The organism is Bifidobacterium criceti (genome assembly GCF_002286935.1).
Lineage (GTDB): Bacteria > Actinomycetota > Actinomycetes > Actinomycetales > Bifidobacteriaceae > Bifidobacterium > Bifidobacterium criceti.
Genome location: NZ_MVOH01000015.1, coordinates 47,728 through 69,953, shown reverse-complemented (window position 1 = coordinate 69,953; position 22,226 = coordinate 47,728). Strand labels below are relative to the sequence as shown.

Below are 22,226 nucleotides of genomic sequence, written 5' to 3'. Positions count from 1 at the left end.
GTCAGCGGGCATTGAACCTGTCCTGTGCTTTCGTCAGTCCATCGAAGACGATCGCCTCGGCCGCGTCGGCGCCGTCGGCGAGGAATTCGGGGAGCTGTTTTTTTTGGGCGGCGTTGAATTCGCCGAGGACCCAGTTGATCGTGTTGTCATGCGCATCGCCCGCGCGGCTCGCGTGTCCCACGCCCATGCGTACACGCGCGTAGTCGGGTGTGTGCAGGCAACGGTCGATCGATTTGATGCCGTTGTGACCGCCGGCGGATCCTCCGGATTTGAGTTTGATGCGTCCGAAGTCGAGGTCCATGTCGTCGTGGATGACGATGATACGGTCGGTTTCGATATGGTAGTACTCGCGGATCGATTGGACTGCCTGCCCGGAGTCGTTCATATAGGTGAGCGGTTTGCACAGGAAGACCTTCTCGCGCGCGCCTCCCATCGTCATGACGCCTTTGCCGAGGTCGGCGAGGCCTTTGTGCTTCGCGAAGCGCACGTTCCAGCGTTCCGCGAGCAGGTTGACGGTCATGAATCCGATGTTGTGCCGCGTGTTGCGGTATTTCGCCCCAGGGTTGCCGAGTCCTGCGATGAGCCAGTAGTCCGATGCCATCTGTCGTTCCTTCCTTCTTGCCCTGTCGGTCGTGTCATTGTATGGGGGTGTGGCTCACACGTCGAAGTACCAGTAGCTCATGCCGTGGAGCGTGTCTTGTGAATCGTAGGCGGCGTCGGGCATGAGGCCGTAGCGTGTGAAGCCGAAGCGCGCGCACAGGCCGGTCGATGCGGCGTTGTCGGCGAAGATCGTCGTGCAGGCGCGTCGCATGCCGCGTGCGGCGCATTCATCGAGGAGCGTGCGCATCGTGAACGATCCGGCGCCGGCGCCACGCGCGTCCTTCGCGATGTAGTAGGCGAGACTGCACACGCCGTCGTATCCGGGACGGTCGTAGAACACCGAGATCGACGCGAATCCGATGTCGCGGCGCACGCCTTGCCCGTCGTCGGCGGTGATGATGAACACCGCATACGGGTCGCGGTGCCGGTCGAGCCACGCCTTGCGCTCGCCGTAGCCCACCGGCGTGAGGTCCGTCGTCGATCCGCCTTCGATGACGGCTTCGTTGTAGACGTCGGTGACGACGGTCACGTCATCGTCGGTGGCCTGCCTGTAGCTGTATGTGGTCATAACGTCCTAGCATAACCATGTTGCGGAATTCGACCGCCTTCGCTTCGCCGCGCGGCGCAAAAACGGCGGCCGTCCCACGGGCCGGTGCAGCCCGTGGGACGGCCGCCGATGGTCGGTGGACGCTACTGTTCGAGTTCGAGCGCCTTGCCGACCGCCTCCTCAAGGCGCTTCTGCGCCTCGCCGTAGGCGCTCCAGTCGCCGGACTTCATCGCCTTGTCCGCGTCCTTCATCGCCTGCGACGCGTCCTCGAGCGCCGCCTTGAGCGCGGGGTCCTTCGTCTGTCCGGACGAGGCGCCGCCCTTCGAGACGTCACCGGATGACGCGTCGTCCTTCGATGCAGGCTTGTCCGCGTCCGACGGGGCCGTCGCCCCGGCGTTGCCCGCATCGCCCGCCGATGCACCTGAGTCGCCGCCGAAGACCTGGTCGAGCGCCTCGTCGAGCGTGTCCGCGAAGCCGACCTTGTCACCGAACGCGACGAGGACCTTCTTGAGGAGCGGATAGCTCGTCGCACCCGACGACTTCACATACACCGGTTCGACGTAGACGAGGCCGCCGCCGAGCGGCAAGGTGAGCAGGTTGCCGCGTTCGATCTGCGTCGAACCCGATTCGAGCAGGTTGAGCTCCTTCGAGACGTCCGCGTCGGCGTTGAAGTTGTTCTGCGCCTGCCCCGGGCCCGGCACGTTCGAATCCTTCGGCAGCTCCTGAAGGCGTATCGTGCCGTAATCGGGCCCCTTGACGCCCTTCGTGCGCCCCGCGTCGGAGTCCACGGACAGGAAGCCGGTGAGGATTTCCCTTGTGCTCGCGCCCGCCGGGATGTACGTGCTCGTGAGCGAGAACACCGGTTCCTTCGACCCTCCCGTCTGCAACGTCAGATAATACGGCGGCTGGAGCACGTCCTGCGCCTGCTGCGCCTGCGGTTCGGTCGGGTCGACCGGGGTCTGCCAGAAGTCCTCGCCGGAGAAGAACTGGCTCGCCTGCGTCACATGGTATTTCGCGAGCAGCTGGCGTTGCACCTTGAAGATCCCCTCCGGATAGCGCATATGCGCCATGAGATCGCCCGATATCTCGGACATCGGATGGTAGTTCGCCGGGAAGATCGACTGCCACGCCTGGAGGACGGGGTCGTCCGCATCCCACGTGTACAGGTCGACGGAGCCGTCGTACGCGTCGACGGTCGCCTTGACCGAATTGCGGATGTAGTTCACGCGCTTGTTGCCAAGCCCCGCGACCGACGACGACGAGACCGTCGTCGAATCCTCGGTCGCCGACGCGAGGTCGGTCATCTGCGCGTACGGGTACTTGTCGGACGTCGTATAGCCGTCGATGATCCATTTGACGCGGCCGTCGACGACCGCCGGATACACGCGTCCGTCAAGCGTCAGGTACGGCGCGACCTTCGCGACGCGCTCCTTCGGCGAACGGTCGTAGAGGATCTGCGAATCGGCGTTGACACGGTCGGAGAACAGGATCTGGTCGGAACCGAAACGGATCGCATACAGCAGACGTGACACGATGTTGCCGACCTTCGGGCCGCCATCCCCATCGAACGTCGTCGTCGCCCCCTCGGCGCCGGACGTCGGATAGTCGAACTCCCACGACTTCGTGCCTTCCGGCGCGCCGACGATCGAATACTCGGGCGCGTTCGGCGAGAAGTAGATGCGCGGCTCGTAATGCTGCGTCTCGGTCAGGTACCCCTGCGTCGGGATGCCGTATTCGAAGAACTCAGGCTGCCCATCGTTCGTCACCCGGTTGCCGTAGGCGGCGACGACGCCGTAGCCGTGCGTGTACACGGTGTGGTCGTTGACCCAGTTGCGGTTGTCGTTGCCGGTGAGGTCCATCTCACGCGCCGCGATGACGGTGTCCTGGTTGACGCCGTCGATGTCGTATTTGTCGACCGAAAGCGTGTCCGCGAACGTATAGTACTGCTTCATCTGCTGCAGCTGCTTGAACGTCGGCGAGACGATCTGCGGGTCGAGCAGGCGGATCTGCGCCGTCGTCTCCGTGTCCTGCTGGAGCGCGCCCGCCTCGGCCTTCGTCGTAGCCCGGTATTCCTCGGTCTTGACGGCGTCGAGCCCGTAGGCGGCGCGCGTCGCGTCGATGTTGCGCTGGATGTACGCCGATTCCATCTCCTGCGCGTTCGGGTTGACACGGAAACGCTGCAGGAGCGCCGGCCACAACGATGACAGCAGCAGTGACAGCACGACGCATGACGCGACGGTGACCGCGGGCACACGCCATTCCTTCCATGCGCTCGCCAACGGCGCCGTCTTCGCCGAAGCGGCGTCGGTCAGCGCGGGCGAACGCATGAGCCATACGCCGAGGATGACGCCAGCGGCGGCGGTGAGCCCCGCGAGGATGAACGTGATCGGGATCGACGCGTTGACCGTCGTGTAGGTCGCACCGGTGATGCGGTCGCCATCGGCCGTGAGCGTCGAGAACACCGAAAGCGCCTGGTTCGCCGCCCACGAGAACATCCACAGCATGAGCCACACCGCGATCTGGCGGCGTGCGCGGCGCGTCATCGAGAAGATGCCACGTCCCCGCTTGGGCATCGTGAACCGGATGCCGCCCATCGCGATATGCGTGACAATCGAGAAGACGAGCGCGACGAACAACAGCGCCGAAAGCGCCGACAGCAGCAACGACAGGCCCGGCAACACGAAGACATAGAAACCGTTGTCGATGCCGAACTGCGGGTCGGCGACGCCAAAGCGCTTCGCATGGAACATGAGCAGGATCTGCGACCAGTTCGCGTTGAACCTCGAACCGAACAACAGGCCGGCGACGAGCGAGACACCGACGGCGACACGGCGCGCCGTCTTCGACGAGACGCCCCGTCCGATCTCGATCGTGTCGCCGTTGATGCGGATCGTCGAGCCGTCGGCGAAATCGGGGCGTGCACGAATCGCGAGCGTCGCCGCGACGTACGTGACGAGCACCATGAGCAGCGCATAGGCGATCCACAGGCCGACGCGCGTGCCGAGCAACGTCCATACGATGCTCGAGAACCCGAGCTGGTCGTACCACATGACATCGGTCGCGAACGACGCGACCGCGAAGAACAAGCCGACGACGACGGCGAGCGCGACGACGACGGCGATGAGGATCTTGTATCCACGGTTTGAGCCGCCCGACGGCGTCTGTCGGGTGATGCGCGGCCGGTTCGTCGGCGGCGTGCCGGACGTGGACGGCGCCTCGTCGCCGTCCGTTTCGATGTTGATGACAATCGGATCGTCATTGGACGTATGCGCCGACCGTCCCGGCCGCTTGTGCGGTCCCTGCCCGAAGAGGGGCCCGAAATCGAAGAAAGACATTCGACCAGTCTACAAAACGGATATGAAGACACGCATCCCGCCATGTGAAGGAATCGTGGGGATGCCGCGGGCCCGTGGCACGCGTGGTTGCTAGACTGGGCGCGTGGAGCCGCCGCGATGGGCCGCTGACAGGTCGGATGGCACATCGGATATGGCGGGACAGGAACAACGGAAGGTGTGTGCGGCATGGGGGCACGGTCAAACGGTAGGCATGGCAGGAACGGCGCGGATGGGCGGGGCGGGCGCGTCCTCGCGGTCGTCATCACGGCGGTCGTCGCGCTCGCGCTCGCGTTCGGCGTCGCGTTCGCCGCCGGCGCCGGGCACCGCGAGCGCCGTCGCGTGCAAGCGACGCCAAGCGCCTCCGCGAGCGCGGACGTCACGGACACCCCAAGTGCGGCACCCACGCCGACGGAGACCAAGTCCTCCTCCCCCACACCGACCGCGACACACCACACAAGCGAGAAGGCGAAAGCGCGCGCGACGCAGATCGTCGCGTCGATGGACCTGAATGAGCGTGCCGCGCAGCTCGTCATGGCGCCGCTCGCCGCGGGGACGGATCCGTCGGCTGTGCGCGCGCTCATCGCCGACGACCGTATAGGTTCGGTCATCCTCATGGGCAATTGGACGAGCGGCGTCGATGGCGTGCGCGCCGCGGCCGACACCTTGCAGGGCTATGCCGGATCCGGCTCCCCGCTCCTCATCGCGACCGATCAGGAAGGCGGCCAGGTGCAGCATCTGCAAGGACCCGGATTCGACACGATGCCGAGCGCGCGCATGCAAGGGCAGCTCACCACGGCCTCGCTTGAGGATGACAGCCGCCAATGGGGCGCGCAATTGCATGCCGCGGGCGTGAACGTGGACCTCGCGCCCTCGGTCGACACGGTCACGATCGACCGTGCATCGAATGCGCCGATCGGCGCGCTCGACCGTGATTTCGGTCTCGACGCGGCCGGCAACGCGGCGCATGCCGTCGCGTTCATCGACGGCATGCGCGCCTCGAGCGTCGCGACGGCCGTCAAACACTATCCGGGCCTCGGATCGGTCACCGGCAACACCGATTTCACGGACGCCGGCATCGTCGACGCGACGACGAGCGCCGACGGGCCGGAAGTGGCCGCGTTCACCGAGGCGATCAGGAACGGCAGGCCGGCGATGGTCATGATGTCGCTCGCCTCATACACCCAGCTTGACCCCGGCGTTCCGGCCGCGTTCTCGTCGAGGATCGTCACCGGGTTGCTGCGCGAGCACACCGGCTACGACGGCGTCATCATATCCGATTCGCTTTCGGCAAGCGCGGTCGGCGGCATCGAACCGGCACAGCTCGGCGTGCGGCTCGTCGAGGCGGGCGGCGACATCGCGTGCATCAACGATCCGTCGTATACGACGCCGATCCTGCAGGGGCTGCGCGAACGTGCGACGGCTGACGCGGCGTTCGCGGACAAGGTCACGGCGTCGGCCGAACGCGTCGTCGCGTTGAAGATCGGCATGGGCCTCATCGAATGAGCATCATTGACTGAATACGGATGCGTGAAGGCCGGGGCCGCCCACACAATCGATTGTGTGGGCGGCCCCGGCCTTCACGCATCCGTGGACGTGCATCCCCCGTTCAGCAGCAGCAGCTCGTGTTCGGATGCTCACGCTCCGCGCGTTCGCGTGCGCGCAGGAATTCCCGTTCCGTGAGCGTGCATGTACCGGGATGGTCGCGGCGCATATGCTCGAGGTAATGGTCGTAGCGCGCTTCGCCGCTCAGCTCGCGCACATACCACACGACGCCGCGCCATACGCGCATGGCGGCCTGCGCCATCCTCAACGCGACGGCCGTCATGCCGGCACCTGCGCGGCTACTGCGCCAACGGCGGGACGCTCCTCGTCCGCATCGTCTTCGTCACGGGACGCGTCCGTGGACGTTCCCACGATCATGTCGTATTCGGCGAGAGCCTTGCGTTCGAGCTTCGTCGCAAGGAGCCCCGACGGGGCGAACCATGTCGATTCGACGAACGGCTCCTCACTCGTGAACTCGGCGCCGAACCTGCGTGCACGCGCCGTGGCGACGCACACCTTGACACCGACGGCGAGGAACGCCGTCATCATGACGAGGAAGAAGACCGAAAGCGCACCATCGAGGTACGCGTTCGACAGGGACGCACGCGCGTTCGCGAGCGCCTCGCCTTCGAGCGCACCGGAGGCGATCTTCTCGCGCCAGCTGGCGGCCGCGGCGAAATAGCCGAGCTTGTCGTCGAAGATCTTCTCGAAATCGGCGGTGAACGTCACGGCGACATCCCAGAGGAGCGGCACAACCGGTATCCATGCGTATTTCGCGAGTCCTGCCTTGACGACGCAGACGGTGACGAGCATGAGGCAGCCTGCGGCGAGCAGCTGGTTCGAGATGCCGAATATCGGCACCATCGCGTTGATGCCGCCATTGGCGTCCGAGACGCCCATGTAGAGCATCGTGCCCCATGCGGCGGTCGCGATGAACGTCGTGATGAGGTTGCCGGGACGCCATGTGGGGTCGGCGAACCGCCTGAGTTTGCGGACATTGCCGAGCAGGTCGCCGATCTGGTAGCGGGCGACGCGTGTGCCGTTGTCGACGGTCGTCAGGATGAAGAGCGCTTCGAACATGATTGCGAAATGGTACCAGAACGCCATCGTGCCTTCGCCGCCGAGGTAGGACTTGAGGAAGTTCGCCATGCCGATCGCGAACGTCGTCGCGCCGCCGGTGCGTGAGACGAGCGATGTCTCGCCGACATCGTGCGCGGCCGCGTCGAGCGCGGCGGCGCCTTCGTAGGTCGTGCCATTGGACGTCCATGAGACCTCCATATGCTTGCCTTCGATCGTGTCGACGTCCATGTTGCCGATCGCGGCGACGGCGTTGTCCTCGGCGCTCGCCGTCGCGGAATAGGATGCGCCGGCGGCCGCCTCGATCTGCGTGGGCGACATGTTCATCGAGAAGTAGACACCTTGGCTGATCGTGACTGCGGCGATGAGCGCGATGATCGCCGTGAACGATTCGACGAGCATCGAACCGTAGCCGATCATGCGAATCTGGTTCTCCTTCTCGATCGCCTTCGGCGTCAGACCCGAGGAGACGGCTCCGTGGAATCCCGAAAGCGCGCCGCATGCGATCGTGATGAACAGGAACGGGAAGAGCGAGCCGGAGAACGTCGGACCGTCCGAACGGCCAGCGAGCGTCGTGAGCCCCGGCACTTGCACGCGCGGGTTCGCGATGACGATGCCGACGACGAGGAGCGCGAGCGTGCCGATCTTCATCAATGTCGACAGGTAGTCGCGCGGCGTGACGAGGAGCCAGTGCGGCAATGCGGCGGCCGCGAACGAATAGATGATGAGCGCGACGACAAGCTGTTTCGCGTCGAGCGTGAAGATCGGCGCGAGCGTCGGGTTCGCGGCGATCATGCCGCCGCCGACGATCGCGAGGACGAGGAGCACGAAGCCGAGGACCGTCGTCTCGATGACGCGCCCCGGGCGCAGGAAACGCTCATAGCAGCCCATGATGAGGGCGATCGGGATTGTCATGCCAAGCGAGAAGACGGCCCACGGCGACGAGGCCATCGCCTTGATCGCGACGAGCGCGAGGAACGCCATCGCGATCGCGGTAACGACGACGAGAAATACGGATATGATGATGCCGCCGACCTTGCCCATCTCGTCGGTCGCCATCTGGCCGAACGAGCGTCCGCGGCGCTTCGCCGAGATCCACAGCATGAGCATGTCCTGGACGGCGCCGGCGAAGATGACGCCGAGGATGATCCACAGGACGCTCGGCAGATAGCCCATCTGCGCGGCGAGGATCGGGCCGACGAGCGGACCCGCGCCGGATATCGCCGCGAAATGCTGCCCGAAGAGGACGCGGCGGTCGGCGCGTTCGAAGTTCGCACCGTCGTGGACGCGTTCGGCGGGCGTCGCGTTCGCGTCGTCGGTGCGCATGATCTTGAGCTGGATGTAATACGCATAGAAACGGTAGGCGATCGCATACGAGCACAGGGCGACGATGAGGAACCAGACCGCGCTGATCTGTTCGCCGCGCGCGAGCGCGAGCACCGACCATCCGATCGCTCCGACGATTGCGACGAGCGCCCAGAGCAACGCCTTGGGCCATGTCCATACCATCTTCGGTCGTATGCCGACCGGCAGTCCCTTCGTGTTGCGGATGACGCGCGCGGCCTCCCCGGGCGTGTACGCCGTGTCCGGCGCGGCTTGTGGCGCCGCTGTCTCAGCGGTCTTCATCTGTTGCCTCCTTGGTCCCTCTTGTGTGCATGCATGCGCCGGACGACCGTCTCTCTGATGGTCGTCCGGCGCGTGCAACACAGTAGGGACCGCGGATTACGACACTGGCGGCGTTTCAGTATATGGGCATTTTTCGCCACCAGATGAAACGGTGCTTCGCCGTATGTCGTCTGCCATTATCGCGACATGGTTCAATGTCTGCAGCATGCCGATCGACATCGTGCCCTGCAGCATCATGCCGCCGCCGAGCAAGGCGACGAGGGCTTGTGAGCACCGGTTGACCATGCGGATGAGCGAGTTGATGCAATTGGTGGAGAAGTCCGCTTTCTGGGCCACGGCGCGCACGTCCTCGGTGAGCCCTTCGATGCGTGCGGCGCTGCCTTCCTCGCGGTTCGACGCCCTGATCACGTCACGGCCCTGGTAATACTCCTCCACCGCGCCCGTCAGGCGCCCGACGGCCTCCTGTCTCGCGGCCGCGACCTCAAGGTTCCTGCCCGCGACGATCTTCGTGATGACGAGGTTGATGCATACGAATGCGAGGAACACGAGCGTAAGCAACCACGAGTAGACGGTCATCATCACATCTGCACATCCTGTTTCGTCATGTTGCTGTTCCTTGACAATCCCGTACGTATATGGTTCGGTTCCGTATGCCATACACCGGCATCCGTTCATCGGTGTTCGGATTCGTTCGTCTGCGATGCGACGACCTCCTGATAGACCGCGCAATCGCGCAGCCATTTCCCATGTGTGCCCTCGCCGGCGACATGGCCGTCGTCGAGCACAATGATGCGGTCGGCGTGGGCGATTGTGCTCACACGTTGGGCGATGATGAGCACCGCGCGGTCGCGCATATGCTCGCGCAACGCCTTGTGCAACGCCGCGTCGGTCGCGAAGTCGAGCGCGGAGAACGAATCGTCGAATATGACAAGCTGTGCGTCGCCGACGAGTGCACGCGCGATCGACAGCCGCTGACGCTGGACGCCGGAGAAGTTCGTGCCGCCTTGGGCGACCTTCGTGGCCACGCCGTGTTCACCCTGCTCGATGAAGGCGCTCGCCTGCGCGATCGTCGACTTGCCCGATCCGGTGGCGCCGATGATGGCCACCGTTTCACCTATGCGCGCCTTGAAACTGATATGCCGCAGCGTGTCCTCTTCGGCGTCGGCGAAGCGGAACGTCACGTCGTCGAAGGCGAGCACTTCGCCATCGGCGAGCGGTCCACGGTTCGCCATGTCGACGGCGTCTCCTTCGGCTGGGTCGATCACACTCGGCCGCGCATCGAGCACTTCGCGCACACGGCGACAGCATTCGAGCGCACGCGGCAGTATCGCGATGACCATCTGCGCGGCCATGAGGTAGAACAATGCGAGGACGTCGTATTCGACGATCGCGACGATGTCGCCGATCTGGAACGCGCACGCCGGTGAGGTTCTCGAGCAGCACGGCGCCGATGCGGTCGAGCAGACGCTGCAGGCGCCGGTACAGCGGCGAGGCGGAACGCAGGATGAACGCCGCGATGACGCACACGCACACGATCGCGCCGACGAGCTACCAGGCGAGCACCGCATCGAGGCTGAACGCGAAGGTGAGCGCCACGACGAAGATGAACGGCACCGGCAGCATCATCATGATGACGTTCGTGATGGCCACCTGAATGTTGACGACGTCGCTCATCGTGCGCGTGACCATCGACGCGGTGCCGAACCGGCGGAAGCCGAAGACGGACAGGTCGAGCGACTTGGCGTAGATCGCGTCGCGCATGTCCTTCGCGACGCGTGCGGCGAGCACCGAACAGCAGTAACCGGCGCCGATCGCGCAACAGCCGACCACCAGCGATGCGGCGGGCATCTGCAACGCGGTGACCGTCATCGCATGGTACGACATCGCGGCGGTGCCCTCGTTGAGCAGCCTCGCCGCCAGCGTCGGCACCAGCAAGGCGCCGACGACGTCGACGATCACCAGCGCCATCGTCAGGGCCAGCAACGGACGGTATGGTTTCATGAAACGCAGTACGAGTCTCATAGTTCCTCAAGGTGGGTGGAAAAGCGGCGTCATTCGACGAGGTCGGAAAGATTGTCCCATATTGGGACAATCTACAAGCATACCGATGACGGACGCCGGAATCGACGACGGCGTGTCATCCTTGCAACATATTCGCATAATCCCGAAGCGGTACACGGCGAAAACCGCGGCATTGCGCGGATGCCACGGCGCGCGGCCACGATGCCACGGCATGTTCGGACGCCCGGCTTGCGTTCCCCGTCCGCCGGTCCGTACCGTAAAGGGCGTCATCACCCACACCGACGGGAACGAAGCACACCACGATGGACAGGACAACGGACGGGCGCATGACGCTCGGGGACAAGATCAGGGCCGCGAGACTCGAGGCCGGGCTGACGCAGGACGAGATGGCGGGTAAGCTGTTCGTCTCGCGTCAGGCGATCACAAAATGGGAAAACGGCAAGGGCGTGCCCGACATCGGCAATCTCAGGAGGCTCGCGCGGCTGCTCGGCGTCAGCGTCGACTATCTGCTCGACGATGGCGAGGACGCCGAGGCGGCGACGCGCGCGCTGCGCGAACCGATCGACCTGACGTCCGTCGATGCGCGCCGCTCGGCGGACAGCGGATGGAGCATCAAGGCCGCCAAAAAGGACGTGATCGTACGCGGGATGTGGCCGGATGCGACGATCCACCGGCTCGTCAGCGAGCCGATCCTGACGCACGATGAAAAGGTCGTCGACAACGTCCTCGGGTTCCTCACGCCCGCGGGCTTCGGCATCCCGCAGATCCTCGACTCGGTCAGGGATCGGCGCGACCGCTACTATCTGGTCGACCGCGGCACGTTCCAGCTGCTCGTCACCGTCTCCGACGAGTTCGTCGAGAGTCGCAGACTCGCCGAGCACGTCGACCTCAGGCGCGGCGCGCACTTCGCGGTCGGCGCCGTGCGACTCACCGTCGCCGCCCCGCTCGCACGGGCGTGACGGGACGGACGTTCAGCGCTCGAGGGCGCCGATCTGCCGTTCGAGCGCATTCATGAACTTGTCGACGTAGGCGATCATCGCGCGTCGTTCGGCGGGCTCGAGCTCGGCCATCGCGCGCAGCTCGGCGCCGCGTAGCGGGTCGATTATGCGTTCGCGGTAGCGCAGCCCCTCGTCGGTGAGGCGGATGCGCTTGACGCGCCGGTCGCGCTCGCTGTCCTCGAGGCACAGCAGGCCCTGGGCGGCGAGCGAGTCGACGACGTTGTTCACACTCTGGCGCGGTAGCAGCGTGTACGCGCAGATCTCGCGCTGCGACGTGCCGTCGTTCTCGCAGATGTAGTCGAAGATCAGGTACACGATCAGCGATAGCCCGGAACGGCGCCCGTAGGCGCCGTAGATGAGGTCGACGCGGCGCAGCTCCTCGAAGAATGCGAGCAGCTGCGCGTCGGCGTCGCCATGCGCCGTCTGCGCGCGTTCGATCAGGTCGCGCGGCGGCTCGAACGGTGGAGTGTCGTCGGTCGTCATCGTCACCAGCCTAGCGCATCGCGCCGCGCGGCCGCGCGCGCCGTGGCGGCGCCGGTCAGTGCTGGTCGAGATCCAGCGGCTTGACGCGGCCCGAATCGAGCAGGCTTTCGAGGTCCGCGGGCCCGTCGAGCACGGCGGTGGCCGCCTGGTCGATCATCAGGCTGATGCGGGCGTTCGGCAGGATGCCCTCGCAGTACGCGTAGACCGGTTTGCCGAGCGCGCTGGCGTATCCCATCGCGAAGATCGTCTCCGGATCCTTGTCGTCGAGGTTGGCGATGAGCGCGGCCGAGTTGCCGATCGCGCGGATGCGGTCCTCGAACACGGCGCGAGGGCCTGCGACGTTGACGTCCATCGCGAAGCGCGGCAGGTACAGGTTCTTGCCGCGGCCCTTGAGCACGCGTTCGAGGCGTTCCATGCTCTCGACCTGCTCGGGCGTCTCGTAGGGTCCCGCCACATAGAAGTCGTAGATCGGCTTGGACGAGGTGAACTGCATGCTCTGGTTGGTCTCGAAGTTTTCCATAGCCCCCCATTCAAGCGCACCCGGGGCGCGACGCGCGGGCAATCGGCTGTAAGCAATATCGGCGGTGGCGTACAACATGCCGCGAGCCTAGAATTATTGCCTCGAATATGGAGGCACGGCAAGCGAAGGAGCGCAGCGATGAACGGGCACGACGAGGGACTGCGGACGGACACGGGGCAGGCGCGGCCGGCGATGCGCGTCGAACACGACTGCATCGGGACGCTTGACGTGCCGGCCGACGTGTACTGGGGTATCCATACGCAACGCGCGATTGAGAATTTCACGGTCAGCGGCATCCCCGACTCGTCGCATGAGGCGCTCATCCACGCCTACGCCGTCGTCAAGCGCGCATGCGCGATCGCGAACGCCGAACTCGGTCTGCTCGAACCGGACAAGGCGAAGGCGATCGAGCAGGCGTGCGAGGAGATCGAGGACGGCGCGCTCGCCGACCAGTTCCCGGTCGATGTGCTGCAGGGCGGCGCCGGCACGAGCCTCAACATGAACATGAACGAGGTCATCGCGAACCGCGCGCTCGAGATCCTCGGCCATCCACGCGGCGACTATGGCTGCATCCACCCAAACGACGACGTCAACCGTTCGCAGTCGACGAACGACACCTATCCGGCGGCATGCAAACTCGCGATCTGCGGGGGGCTCACACCGCTCGCCGCATCCGCCCAACGCCTGCGCAAGGCGTTCCATGACCTCGCGGACCGGCACGCGAACGATGTGACAATCGGACGCACACAACTGCAGGACGCCGTGCCGATGACCTTCGGACAGGAGTTCCATGCATGGGCGACGTTCCTCAAACTCGACCTGCAGGCGATGGACGCGCTCATCGACGAACTGTGCGACCTCAACCTCGGCGCTACGGCGGTCGGCACCGGCATATGCGCGGACAGGCGCTTCCGTGCCACGGTGACGCGCACCCTCGCACGGCTCACCGGCCTGCCAGTGCATGCCGCGCTCGACCCGGTCGCCTCGATCACCGACATGAGCGCCTACATCGCCGCGAGCGCATGTCTCAAGAACCTCGCCGTCCATCTCAAGAAGGCGGCCGACGACCTGCGTCTGCTCAATTCCGGACCGCGCTGCGGGCTCGGGGACCTCAAGGTGCCGGCGCGACAGGCCGGTTCGTCGATCATGCCGGGCAAGGTGAACCCGGTCATCCCCGAATGCGTCGACCAATGCTGCTTCGTCATCTTCGGCATGGACGTGACCGTCAATTGGGCGGCCGCCGAAGGCCAGCTGCAGCTCAACGCGTTCGACCCGGTCATCATCCATGAGATACTCACCGGCATGACGCTTGTTATCAACGCGATGGACATGTTCCGCACGAAATGCGTCGAGGGCATCCGTGTCGATGTCGAACGTGGGCGCAGGCACGCCGAGGAGTCGCCGTCGATTGCGGCGGCGCTCAACGATGCGATCGGCTATGATCATGCGATGCGGATCGCGAAAGATGCGATGGCCGAGGGGGTCACGGTGCGCGATGCGGCGAAGGCGCACACCTCCCTTTCCGACGCCGAAGTCGACCATCTGACCGATGTCGTCGCGTTGAGCCGCGGTCTTGGGCAGACGTGCCGTCCGCTCGGCCATGGCGTTGACGATCGAACCGTCGGCAATGCCGTGACGGACGCCGACTGGGTGGGACGTAGGCGCATCGCATGACAACCCCACACAGTCGTTTTTCGTGGTTTTTGCCGAAACCTATTGACTTTCCCGACAGTCGACATAACAATGTGCGGTTATGGACACCTCTTCCCCACTGACCGTCGAACATTGTCCGCTTGATGCGGACATGACGATCACGGCGATCGACATCGACGAACGGCACCGCTTCCGCATGCTCGAACTCGGACTGCGTGTCGGCACCATCATCCGCGTCATCCAGAAATCAAATTTCGGCGGCCGCGTCATCGCGAAAGGCACCGAACGCATCGCGATCGACGGGCACACCGCCGCGCGTGTCGCCGTCACGCCCGCCGAAGGCGTGTGAACGGCGCACCATCCACACGACAGGCCGAACGGACGACGGACCATCGGACGACCAGACGACCACCCATCCGCACATCCTCAAGGACACCCATGACCTCCCACCATCAGGGCCACAGGCGCGGCATCGCCGCGCTGCTGCCTTCCCCGCACGCCCACGACGACGACACACACGCCGGCCACACACATGCCGGCAAACCCTGCTGCGACACCGGCGGCCGCCGCGTCGCCGGTGACGGCATGCCGCGCATCGTCTTCATCGGCAATCCGAACGTCGGCAAATCGTCGCTGTTCAACGCGATCCTCGGCGCGAAGACGCGCGTCATGAATGCCCCGGGCACGACCGTGCTCCTCGAGGAGGGCGTCTATGACCACGGTGGTGAGGATTGGGACCTCATCGACACACCGGGCACCTATTCGCTGCTGCCGCTTTCACCGGACGAGGAGGTCGCCGCGAAAGCCGTCATGGGCACCGGCGGACAGGGAGCCCCGGACGCGGTCGTCGCCGTCGTCGACGCGACGAACATCTCACGCGCGTTGTATTTCCTCGCGACCGTCCTTGAATTGGGACGCCCGACGATCGTCGCGCTCACGATGAACGACCTCGCCGCGAAGCAGGGCGCGGGCATCGACGCCGGTGAACTGTCACAGGCTCTTGACGGCGTGCCGGTCGTCGAGGTCAATGGACGCACAGGGGCCGGGCGGCAGGCGCTCATGGACGCCGTCGCGGCCCATCTCGGCGGCACACCGATGCCGCATGGCCTGGCACCGGTCGACCCGGCGCATATCGACGTGCAGGCGTGGGTCGAAGGCGGCGCCGACGCCCGCTTCGACTGGGCGGCCGACGTGCTCTCATGTCTCGACATGCATGCGCGCGACCGTGTCACTGTCTCCGACCGCATCGACCGCGTGCTGCTCAACCCGGTCCTCGGCATCGTCGTCTTCCTGCTGCTCATGCTCGGCATGTTCGAGGCGACGACGACGCTCGCCGGCCCCGCGCAGGATTGGATCGACGGCAGCGTGCGCGACTGGCTCACCACCGGCATCGACTGGGTGTTCGCGCTCTTCGGTCCCAGCGCGCTCGACACATGGTTCCATTCGCTCGTCATCGACGGCGTCATCGACGGCGTCATCACGATCGGCACGTTCATCCCGCCGATGGGCATCATGTTCATCCTGCTGAGCCTGCTTGAGGATTCCGGCTATCTCGCGCGCGCCGCGTTCGTGATGGACCGCGCGATGCGCTGCATGGGGCTCGATGGGCGCGCGTTCCTGCCGATCGTCATCGGCTTCGGCTGCAACCTCCCCGCGCTCGCCGCGACACGTACGCTGCCCGATTCACGCCAACGTGTCCTCGTCGGCATGCTCGTGCCGTTCTCAAGCTGCACGGCGCGCCTGAGCGTCTACCTCGTGCTCGCCTATGCGTTCTTCCGCGATCAGGCAGGACTCGTCGTCTTCCTGATGTATGTGTGCTCGATCGTGCTCATCCTGCTCGTCGGCGTCCTCCTCAAGCAGGTGCGTTTCCGCGACGTCAGGTCCGAACCGTTCGCGATGAGCCTGCCGCCCTATCAGGTGCCGCGCCTCGTGACACTCGTCAAATCCGTCCTCATGCGCCTGTGGGGTTTCGTGCACGGCGCGAGTTCGATCATCATCTCGATGCTCGTCGTCATGTGGTTCCTCCAGGCGATCCCGGCGACGGCCGCCGCCGGTTCGTTCGCACACGTCGACGACGTCCACGATTCCGTCTACGGCGTCGTCGCCGACCGTGTCGCACCGGTGTTCGCACCCGCCGGATTCAACGATTGGCACGCCTCGGCCGCACTTATGACCGGTTTCGTCGCGAAGGAGGTCGTCGTCGCGTCGATGGCGCAATCCTACAGCATCGATACCGGTGACGAGGACGAGCAGCAGCAGGGCGAAGGCTCACTCGGCGCGGCGATGCGCGCCTCGTTCGACGAAAGCTCGGGAGGCCACGGCAGGGCGGCGGCGGTTGCGTTCATGCTGTTCACACTCGCGTACACGCCCTGCCTCGCGACCGTCGCGGAACTCAGACGGCAGTATTCGATGAAAATAGCGATGCAATCGGTCGGACTCGGCCTCATCGTCGCATACATACTCGCGGTCGTCGCGTTCCAGACGTTGCGATGGGTGCTGTGAGCGGTTTCAGACATACGGGTGCGGCATCGGAAGGCGGCGCGCGCGGACGCACACATATCGTCGCCGACATCGTCGACGACCTCACACGCGGACGCAGCGTCGCGCAGATCGCACAGGAACGCGGACTGCCGCGCGCATTCGTCGAACAGGTCGTCGACCATGCGCGGCGACAGGGCACGATAGACATCGTCGAATTGACAAGCGGGTGCGCAGGCGGCGCGTGCGCGCCCGACCCCGATTCGCCCGTATGCGCCGGTTGCCCGTTGCTTCCCGCGTCGGCGCGCAACAGGGCATCGATTGTGTCACATATACGACGGCTCATACAAACGCATACATGAGAGCATCCATTGCCCCAATCGTGGAATCGCGCGGGGCGGCCGTGCGCACGGCCGCCCACGGCGTTAGGATGGCAACCATGACAGAGACAACAGAACAGGGGGCGGCGCCGCTCGAATGGGTCAACCCATTGCGCGACCCGAGGGATCTGCGACTGCCCCGCATCGCAGGACCATGCAGCATCGTGATCTTCGGCGTGACCGGCGACCTGTCGCGCAAGAAACTGCTGCCCGCCATATACGACCTCGCGAACCGCGGCCTCTTGCCGCCAAGCTTCGGCCTGACCGGCTTCGCGCGCCGTGACTGGACCGAAGAGCACTTCCGCGAGTTCGTCAAAGAGAACGTGCAGGCGCACTGCCGCACGCAATTCAACGACGCGACATGGGAGCAGCTCGCGAAAGGCATCCGCTTCGTGCAAGGCACGTTCGAGGATCCGGACGCGTTCGCGCGCCTGAGCGACACCGTCGCAGAACTCGACCGCGACCGCGGCACGCGTGGCAACCATGCGTTCTACATGTCGGTGCCGCCGCGCGACTTCCCCGTTGTCGCGAAACAGCTCGCGAACTGCGGACTCGCGAAATCCACCGAAGACGCCTGGCGCCGCGTCATCATCGAAAAACCGTTCGGCCACGACCTCGCGAGCGCGAAGCAGCTCGACGACGTCATCTCCGAGGTCTTCGACCCGGACTCGGTGTTCCGCATCGACCACTACCTCGGCAAGGAGACGGTGCAGAACCTGCTCGCGCTGCGGTTCGCGAACATGATGTACGAACCGATCTGGAACGCGAACTACGTCGACCATGTGCAGATCACGATGGCCGAGGACATCGGCGTCGCGGGACGCGCGGGCTACTACGACGGCATCGGCGCGGCGAGGGACGTCATCCAGAACCATCTGCTGCAGCTCATGGCGCTCACGGCGATGGAGGAACCGGTCTCGTTCTCGGCGCGCGACCTGATGGCCGAGAAGACGAAGGTGCTGTCCGCGGTGCGGCTGCCCTCCGATCTGGCGGCGCATACGGCACGCGGCCAGTATTCGGCCGGCTGGCAGGGGTCGGAACCGGTGTGCGGGTATCTCGAGGAGAAGGGCATCGACCCGGATTCGACGACCGAGACGTACGCGGCGATCCGTCTGGACATCGATACACGCCGCTGGGCCGGCGTCCCGTTCTATCTGCGCACCGGCAAACGACTCGGCCGCCGCGTGACCGAGATCGCACTCGTGTTCAAACGCGCGCCGCATCTGCCGTTCGAATCGACGGCGACGCAGGAGCTTGGCAAGAACGCGATCGTCATCCGCATCCAGCCCTATGAGGGTGTCACGATCCGTTTCGGTTCGAAGGTGCCCGGAGTCACGTCGATGGAGGTGCGCGATGTGTCGATGGACTTCAGTTACGGACGCTCGTTCACCGAATCCTCCCCCGAAGCCTACGAACGGCTCATCCTCGACGTGCTGCTCGGTGACCCGCCGCTGTTCCCGACGACGAAGGAGGTCGACCTGTCATGGCGCATCCTCGATCCGATCGAGGACTTCTGGTCGACGCTTGGACAGCCGCAGCCGTACCGAGCCGGTACATGGGGGCCGCAAGAGGCCGTGGAGATGCTTGCACGCGATGGACACCGTTGGAGGATGCCATGATCATCACGATGAGGGACACCGAGACCAATGAGATCTCGAACAAGATCGACGAACTGCACGAGGAACGCGGCGAGGTCGCGCTCGGACGTGTGCTCACATTGCTCATCGTGACCGATGAGGACCATCTGGAGAACACGCTCGTCCTCGCGAACGAGGCGAGCCGCGACCATCCATGCCGTGTCATCGCGATCGCGCCGAGTTCGCGGCGCATGACCGAATCCGAGGAGGACCGCACGTATCTGGACGCCGAAGTGCGCATCGGCGCCGACGCCGGCGCCGGTGAGATCATCGTGCTGCGTCCGCGCGGCGGCCTCATCCACCATCTCGACACGCTCGTCACACCGCTGCTCGTACCGGATGCGCCGGTCGTCGCATGGTGGCCGACGGATGCGCCCGCCAACCCGTCGAAGGACCTCGTCGGCGCGATGGCGCAGTCGCGCATCACCGACGCGATGCGTTCGGCCAATCCGGTGCGTACGCTTGAGGACCTGCGCCGCAACCGTTCCCCGAAGAACGTGGACATGTCGTGGACGAGGCTCACACGATGGCGCGCGCTCCTCGCGGCGATGCTCGACCAGCCGCCGCACATGCGCATCACGGCCGCGAACGTCATCGGTGAACCCGAATACCTGCCGAAGGACCTGCTCGCCGCATGGCTTGCGACAAGCCTCGACGTCCCCGTCTCGATCGAGGACGACGCCGATGCGACGGCGATCTGTGAGGTGAGCCTCACACGTGAGGATGGCGGGGTGCTGAGCCTCGTGCGTTGCCATGACCATGACGACATCGTCACGATAAGCGTGCCCGAGCAGTCTTCCCAGACAATCCCGTTGCCGATGCGTTCGCTCGGCGACTGCCTGAGCGAGGAGCTCGGCCGTCTCTACCCCGACGAGATCTACGCGAAGGTCATCACCGACGGATGGCGGCGCATCCATCCGGCCGGGGCTGCACAAGGACAGAGGCAAGGATGACGGAGGAGCATGGGATGACGATGGAACGCACACTGGTCACTTACCCTGACGAACATCTGTTCGCCGAGGCCGTCGCCACGCGCACATTGCTGACGATGAACGAGGTGCTCGGCGCGCACGGCCGTGAACGTGTCGACGTCGCGGTGACGGGCGGCACCGACGGCACCGCGATCCTGCGCGCGATCGCGGCGTCGCCGCTGCTCGGCGTCGTCGATTGGCACCGCGTGCACATCTGGTGGGGCGATGAACGCTTCGTGCCCGCGGGAAGCGACGAGCGCAACGAGAACGCGGCACGGGATGCGCTCTTCGATGGGCTCATCGCGGCCGGCATGATGGATGATGCGCAGATCCACGCGATGCCCGCGGACACGCGCCCGGAGCGCGAACGCGCCGCCGCGACGCCTGAACAAACGCGTGAGGCGCTGCGCCACGCCGCCGCCGTCTACCAATCCGAACTCCTCGGCGAGCTCGGTGAGACGGCGGCGATGGACATCATGATGTTCGGCGTCGGCCCCGACGGGCATTTCGCGTCGTTGTTCCCCGACCACGGCGAACTCGCGATCGACGACCCGCGCACGCTTGTCGTCGGCGTCGACGATTCGCCGAAACCGCCGCCGACGAGGATCACGTTCACGGTGCCGATGATCGCGCGCACGTCGTATCTATGGATATGCGGCTCGCGTGCGGCGAAGGCCGACGCCGTCTACGAGACATTCCGCAATGTGCGCGACCCGCACTACCCCGCGTCGTTCGCCGACGCGACACAGGAGGTGCTGTGGATCACCGACCGCGCATCGGCGGCGCGGCTGCGCGGCTGACGTACGGCCCCCAGCCATGTGTCCCGCGCGGTCCTGTGCGCCTGATGACGGCAAGGTCCCGCACGAGAGGAGGCGTCAGTCGGACATCTTCACCTCGCGCTGGTCCGGTTCGGCCCACAGGATGTGCCATGAGCCCGGCTCGTCGACGCGCTTGTAGGTGTGGGCGCCGAACAGGTCGCGCTGCCCCTGGATGAGCGCGGCCGGCAGGCGCTTCGCGCGCAGGCCGTCGAAATACGCGAGCGACGACGAGAACACCGGGGCCGGCAGGCCGACCTGGGCGGCCGTCGCGACGACATGGCGCCAATCGGGCTCGCTCGCTTCGATGCCCTGCTTGAAGTACGGGGCGAACAGCAGCGAAATGTCGGCGGCGCCGTCCTTGAACGCCTCGGAGATGCGGTCGAGGAACTTCGCGCGGATGATGCAGCCCGCACGCCAGATGCGCGCGAGATGCGCCATGTCGATGTCCCATCCGTATGTCTCGGCGGCACGGCCGATCTCATTGAAGCCCTGCGCATAGGCGATGATCTTCGACGCGTAGAGCGCCTGGCGGATCCGCTCGATGAACGTCCCACGCGTCTCGGCGCCGAGTTCGATATGGCCGTCGGGGCCGGCGAACGGATCGTCCTGCGCCTTCTCACGCAACGCCGTCTGGTCCGACAGGCCACGCGCGAACACGGCCTCCGCGATGCCGGTGACCGGCACACCGAGCTCGAGCGCCGTCTGCACGGTCCACGTACCGGTGCCCTTCATGCCCGCATGGTCGAATATGACGTCGACGAGCGGCTTGCCGGTCTGCGGATCCTTCTTGTGCAGCACCTCGGCCGTGATCTCGATGAGGTACGAGTCGAGGTCGGTCTTGTTCCACTGCTCGAAGACATCGCCGATCTCATCGGGGTCCATGCCGAGCCCGCGGCGCATGATGTCATAGCTTTCCGCGATGAGCTGCATGTCCGCGTATTCGATGCCGTTGTGCACCATCTTGACGAAATGGCCTGCGCCGTTCTCGCCGACATGCATGACGCACGGTTCGCCGTCCCCGGCCTTCGCCGCGATCGATTCGAGGATCGGCTTGAGGCGCGTCCATGATTCGTCGCTGCCGCCCGGCATCATCGATGGGCCGAGCAGCGCGCCTTCCTCGCCGCCTGACACGCCCATGCCGACGAAATGCAGCCCCTTCGCGCGCAATTCCTTCTCGCGGCGGATCGTGTCCTTGAAATAGGAGTTGCCACCGTCGACGATGATGTCGCCCGGCTCCATGTACTCGGCGAGCTCGTCGATGACGGCGTCGGTCGCCGCTCCGGCCTTGACCATGATGATCGCGGTGCGCGGCTTTTCGAGCGATGCGACGAACTCCTCGACGGTCTTCGCCGGATGGAATTCGCCTTCGTCGCCATAGGCGTCGATGAGATGCTCGGTACGTGCATAGTGCCGGTTGTAAACCGCGACGCTGTTGCCATGCCGTGCGAGGTTGCGCGCCAGGCTGGCGCCCATCGCGGCGAGTCCTACGACGCCGACGTTTGCTTCTGCGCTCATATGCGTTCCTCCATTGATATAGAC

20 protein-coding genes are annotated in these 22,226 nt (G+C 65.3%); 9 read left to right on the top strand and 11 right to left on the bottom strand.

The genetic code is table 11. The features are described from left to right. Nucleotide 1: 1 nt before the first annotated feature. The 3 genes from pth to B1526_RS06860 form a co-directional block, all read right to left on the bottom strand. Nucleotides 2–601 carry an aminoacyl-tRNA hydrolase gene (gene pth, locus B1526_RS06870; protein ID WP_095615326.1) on the bottom strand — a complete coding sequence of 200 codons (600 nt, stop codon included), beginning with the start codon at nucleotides 599–601 and terminating at the stop codon, nucleotides 2–4. 54 nt (nucleotides 602–655) lie between these two features. Next, on the bottom strand, nucleotides 656–1,168 hold the full coding sequence (locus tag B1526_RS06865) for a GNAT family N-acetyltransferase (RefSeq protein WP_095615325.1): 513 nt from the start codon (nucleotides 1,166–1,168) through the stop codon (nucleotides 656–658). Nucleotides 1,169–1,290: 122 nt separating this feature from the next. Further along, on the bottom strand, nucleotides 1,291–4,482 hold the full coding sequence (locus tag B1526_RS06860; protein ID WP_095615324.1) for a UPF0182 family membrane protein: 3,192 nt from the start codon (nucleotides 4,480–4,482) through the stop codon (nucleotides 1,291–1,293). A 186-nt stretch (nucleotides 4,483–4,668) separates the two neighbouring features. Here B1526_RS06860 and B1526_RS06855 point away from each other — a divergent pair, with 186 nt between their 5' ends. Then, nucleotides 4,669–5,985, top strand: coding sequence for a glycoside hydrolase family 3 N-terminal domain-containing protein (locus B1526_RS06855; protein ID WP_095615323.1), 1,317 nt, complete (start codon nucleotides 4,669–4,671; stop codon nucleotides 5,983–5,985). 103 nt (nucleotides 5,986–6,088) lie between these two features. Here the strand turns inward: B1526_RS06855 and B1526_RS06850 are convergent, their stop codons facing one another. The 5 genes from B1526_RS06850 to B1526_RS06830 all read right to left on the bottom strand — a co-directional run bounded on the left by B1526_RS06850 (nucleotide 6,089) and on the right by B1526_RS06830 (nucleotide 10,710). Further along, entirely contained in the window at nucleotides 6,089–6,307 is a 219-nt protein-coding gene (locus tag B1526_RS06850; RefSeq protein ID WP_235607091.1) for a CstA-like transporter-associated (seleno)protein, read from the bottom strand. Next, nucleotides 6,304–8,727: a carbon starvation CstA family protein gene (locus B1526_RS06845; RefSeq protein WP_095615322.1), complete on the bottom strand. Its 2,424-nt coding sequence runs from the start codon at nucleotides 8,725–8,727 to the stop codon at nucleotides 6,304–6,306. The genes B1526_RS06850 and B1526_RS06845 overlap by 4 nt, the downstream gene beginning before the upstream one ends. A gap of 96 nt (nucleotides 8,728–8,823) precedes the next feature. Next, entirely contained in the window at nucleotides 8,824–9,384 is a 561-nt protein-coding gene (locus B1526_RS06840) for an ABC transporter transmembrane domain-containing protein (RefSeq protein WP_157908714.1), read from the bottom strand. A gap of 14 nt (nucleotides 9,385–9,398) precedes the next feature. Then, entirely contained in the window at nucleotides 9,399–10,091 is a 693-nt protein-coding gene (locus B1526_RS06835) for an ATP-binding cassette domain-containing protein (protein WP_095615320.1), read from the bottom strand. 184 nt (nucleotides 10,092–10,275) lie between these two features. Next, the gene (locus tag B1526_RS06830) at nucleotides 10,276–10,710 is read right to left on the bottom strand and encodes an ABC transporter transmembrane domain-containing protein (RefSeq protein WP_235607090.1); all 435 of its coding nucleotides are present in this window, start codon (nucleotides 10,708–10,710) and stop codon (nucleotides 10,276–10,278) included. A gap of 341 nt (nucleotides 10,711–11,051) precedes the next feature. Here B1526_RS06830 and B1526_RS06825 point away from each other — a divergent pair, with 341 nt between their 5' ends. After that, nucleotides 11,052–11,708 carry a helix-turn-helix domain-containing protein gene (locus tag B1526_RS06825; protein ID WP_095615319.1) on the top strand — a complete coding sequence of 219 codons (657 nt, stop codon included), beginning with the start codon at nucleotides 11,052–11,054 and terminating at the stop codon, nucleotides 11,706–11,708. 12 nt (nucleotides 11,709–11,720) lie between these two features. Here B1526_RS06825 and B1526_RS06820 read toward each other — a convergent pair whose 3' ends face one another. Together B1526_RS06820 and B1526_RS06815 are read right to left on the bottom strand one after the other, a co-directional pair. Next, nucleotides 11,721–12,230: a MarR family winged helix-turn-helix transcriptional regulator gene (locus tag B1526_RS06820; protein ID WP_095615398.1), complete on the bottom strand. Its 510-nt coding sequence runs from the start codon at nucleotides 12,228–12,230 to the stop codon at nucleotides 11,721–11,723. A gap of 55 nt (nucleotides 12,231–12,285) precedes the next feature. Continuing rightward, nucleotides 12,286–12,750 carry a nucleoside 2-deoxyribosyltransferase gene (locus B1526_RS06815; RefSeq protein WP_095615318.1) on the bottom strand — a complete coding sequence of 155 codons (465 nt, stop codon included), beginning with the start codon at nucleotides 12,748–12,750 and terminating at the stop codon, nucleotides 12,286–12,288. A gap of 138 nt (nucleotides 12,751–12,888) precedes the next feature. On the opposite strand from B1526_RS06815, the gene B1526_RS06810 reads away from it, so the two are divergent. The 7 genes from B1526_RS06810 to pgl all read left to right on the top strand — a co-directional run bounded on the left by B1526_RS06810 (nucleotide 12,889) and on the right by pgl (nucleotide 20,669). Further along, on the top strand, nucleotides 12,889–14,424 hold the full coding sequence (locus tag B1526_RS06810; RefSeq protein WP_095615317.1) for an aspartate ammonia-lyase: 1,536 nt from the start codon (nucleotides 12,889–12,891) through the stop codon (nucleotides 14,422–14,424). Between the two features lie 79 nt (nucleotides 14,425–14,503). After that, nucleotides 14,504–14,752, top strand: coding sequence for a FeoA family protein (locus B1526_RS06805; protein WP_095615316.1), 249 nt, complete (start codon nucleotides 14,504–14,506; stop codon nucleotides 14,750–14,752). A gap of 89 nt (nucleotides 14,753–14,841) precedes the next feature. Beyond that, nucleotides 14,842–16,905 carry a ferrous iron transport protein B gene (gene feoB, locus B1526_RS06800; protein WP_407641008.1) on the top strand — a complete coding sequence of 688 codons (2,064 nt, stop codon included), beginning with the start codon at nucleotides 14,842–14,844 and terminating at the stop codon, nucleotides 16,903–16,905. Continuing rightward, a complete protein-coding gene (locus B1526_RS06795) occupies nucleotides 16,902–17,243 on the top strand; it encodes a peptidase M20 (protein WP_095615315.1) in 342 nt (113 codons plus the stop codon). The genes feoB and B1526_RS06795 overlap by 4 nt, the downstream gene beginning before the upstream one ends. A gap of 68 nt (nucleotides 17,244–17,311) precedes the next feature. Beyond that, on the top strand, nucleotides 17,312–18,880 hold the full coding sequence (zwf, locus tag B1526_RS06790; protein WP_407641007.1) for a glucose-6-phosphate dehydrogenase: 1,569 nt from the start codon (nucleotides 17,312–17,314) through the stop codon (nucleotides 18,878–18,880). Continuing rightward, on the top strand, nucleotides 18,877–19,851 hold the full coding sequence (locus B1526_RS06785) for a glucose-6-phosphate dehydrogenase assembly protein OpcA (protein ID WP_095615313.1): 975 nt from the start codon (nucleotides 18,877–18,879) through the stop codon (nucleotides 19,849–19,851). The genes zwf and B1526_RS06785 overlap by 4 nt, the downstream gene beginning before the upstream one ends. A gap of 20 nt (nucleotides 19,852–19,871) precedes the next feature. Then, nucleotides 19,872–20,669: a 6-phosphogluconolactonase gene (gene pgl / locus B1526_RS06780; protein ID WP_201260142.1), complete on the top strand. Its 798-nt coding sequence runs from the start codon at nucleotides 19,872–19,874 to the stop codon at nucleotides 20,667–20,669. A 75-nt stretch (nucleotides 20,670–20,744) separates the two neighbouring features. Here the strand turns inward: pgl and gndA are convergent, their stop codons facing one another. Then, complete coding sequence (gene gndA / locus B1526_RS06775; RefSeq protein ID WP_095615312.1) at nucleotides 20,745–22,202, bottom strand: NADP-dependent phosphogluconate dehydrogenase; 1,458 nt, start codon at nucleotides 22,200–22,202, stop codon at nucleotides 20,745–20,747. Nucleotides 22,203–22,226: the final 24 nt, after the last annotated feature.

Coding starts and splice junctions, on each gene's coding strand:
- pth (WP_095615326.1), bottom strand. CDS start 601: ATGGCATCGGACTACTGGCTCATCGCAGGACTCGGCAACCCTGGGGCG.
- B1526_RS06865 (WP_095615325.1), bottom strand. CDS start 1,168: ATGACCACATACAGCTACAGGCAGGCCACCGACGATGACGTGACCGTC.
- B1526_RS06860 (WP_095615324.1), bottom strand. CDS start 4,482: ATGTCTTTCTTCGATTTCGGGCCCCTCTTCGGGCAGGGACCGCACAAG.
- B1526_RS06855 (WP_095615323.1), top strand. CDS start 4,669: ATGGGGGCACGGTCAAACGGTAGGCATGGCAGGAACGGCGCGGATGGG.
- B1526_RS06850 (WP_235607091.1), bottom strand. CDS start 6,307: ATGACGGCCGTCGCGTTGAGGATGGCGCAGGCCGCCATGCGCGTATGG.
- B1526_RS06845 (WP_095615322.1), bottom strand. CDS start 8,727: ATGAAGACCGCTGAGACAGCGGCGCCACAAGCCGCGCCGGACACGGCG.
- B1526_RS06840 (WP_157908714.1), bottom strand. CDS start 9,384: ATGGCATACGGAACCGAACCATATACGTACGGGATTGTCAAGGAACAG.
- B1526_RS06825 (WP_095615319.1), top strand. CDS start 11,052: ATGGACAGGACAACGGACGGGCGCATGACGCTCGGGGACAAGATCAGG.
- B1526_RS06820 (WP_095615398.1), bottom strand. CDS start 12,230: ATGACGACCGACGACACTCCACCGTTCGAGCCGCCGCGCGACCTGATC.
- B1526_RS06815 (WP_095615318.1), bottom strand. CDS start 12,750: ATGGAAAACTTCGAGACCAACCAGAGCATGCAGTTCACCTCGTCCAAG.
- B1526_RS06810 (WP_095615317.1), top strand. CDS start 12,889: ATGAACGGGCACGACGAGGGACTGCGGACGGACACGGGGCAGGCGCGG.
- B1526_RS06805 (WP_095615316.1), top strand. CDS start 14,504: ATGGACACCTCTTCCCCACTGACCGTCGAACATTGTCCGCTTGATGCG.
- feoB (WP_407641008.1), top strand. CDS start 14,842: ATGACCTCCCACCATCAGGGCCACAGGCGCGGCATCGCCGCGCTGCTG.
- zwf (WP_407641007.1), top strand. CDS start 17,312: ATGGCAACCATGACAGAGACAACAGAACAGGGGGCGGCGCCGCTCGAA.
- B1526_RS06785 (WP_095615313.1), top strand. CDS start 18,877: ATGATCATCACGATGAGGGACACCGAGACCAATGAGATCTCGAACAAG.
- pgl (WP_201260142.1), top strand. CDS start 19,872: ATGGAACGCACACTGGTCACTTACCCTGACGAACATCTGTTCGCCGAG.
- gndA (WP_095615312.1), bottom strand. CDS start 22,202: ATGAGCGCAGAAGCAAACGTCGGCGTCGTAGGACTCGCCGCGATGGGC.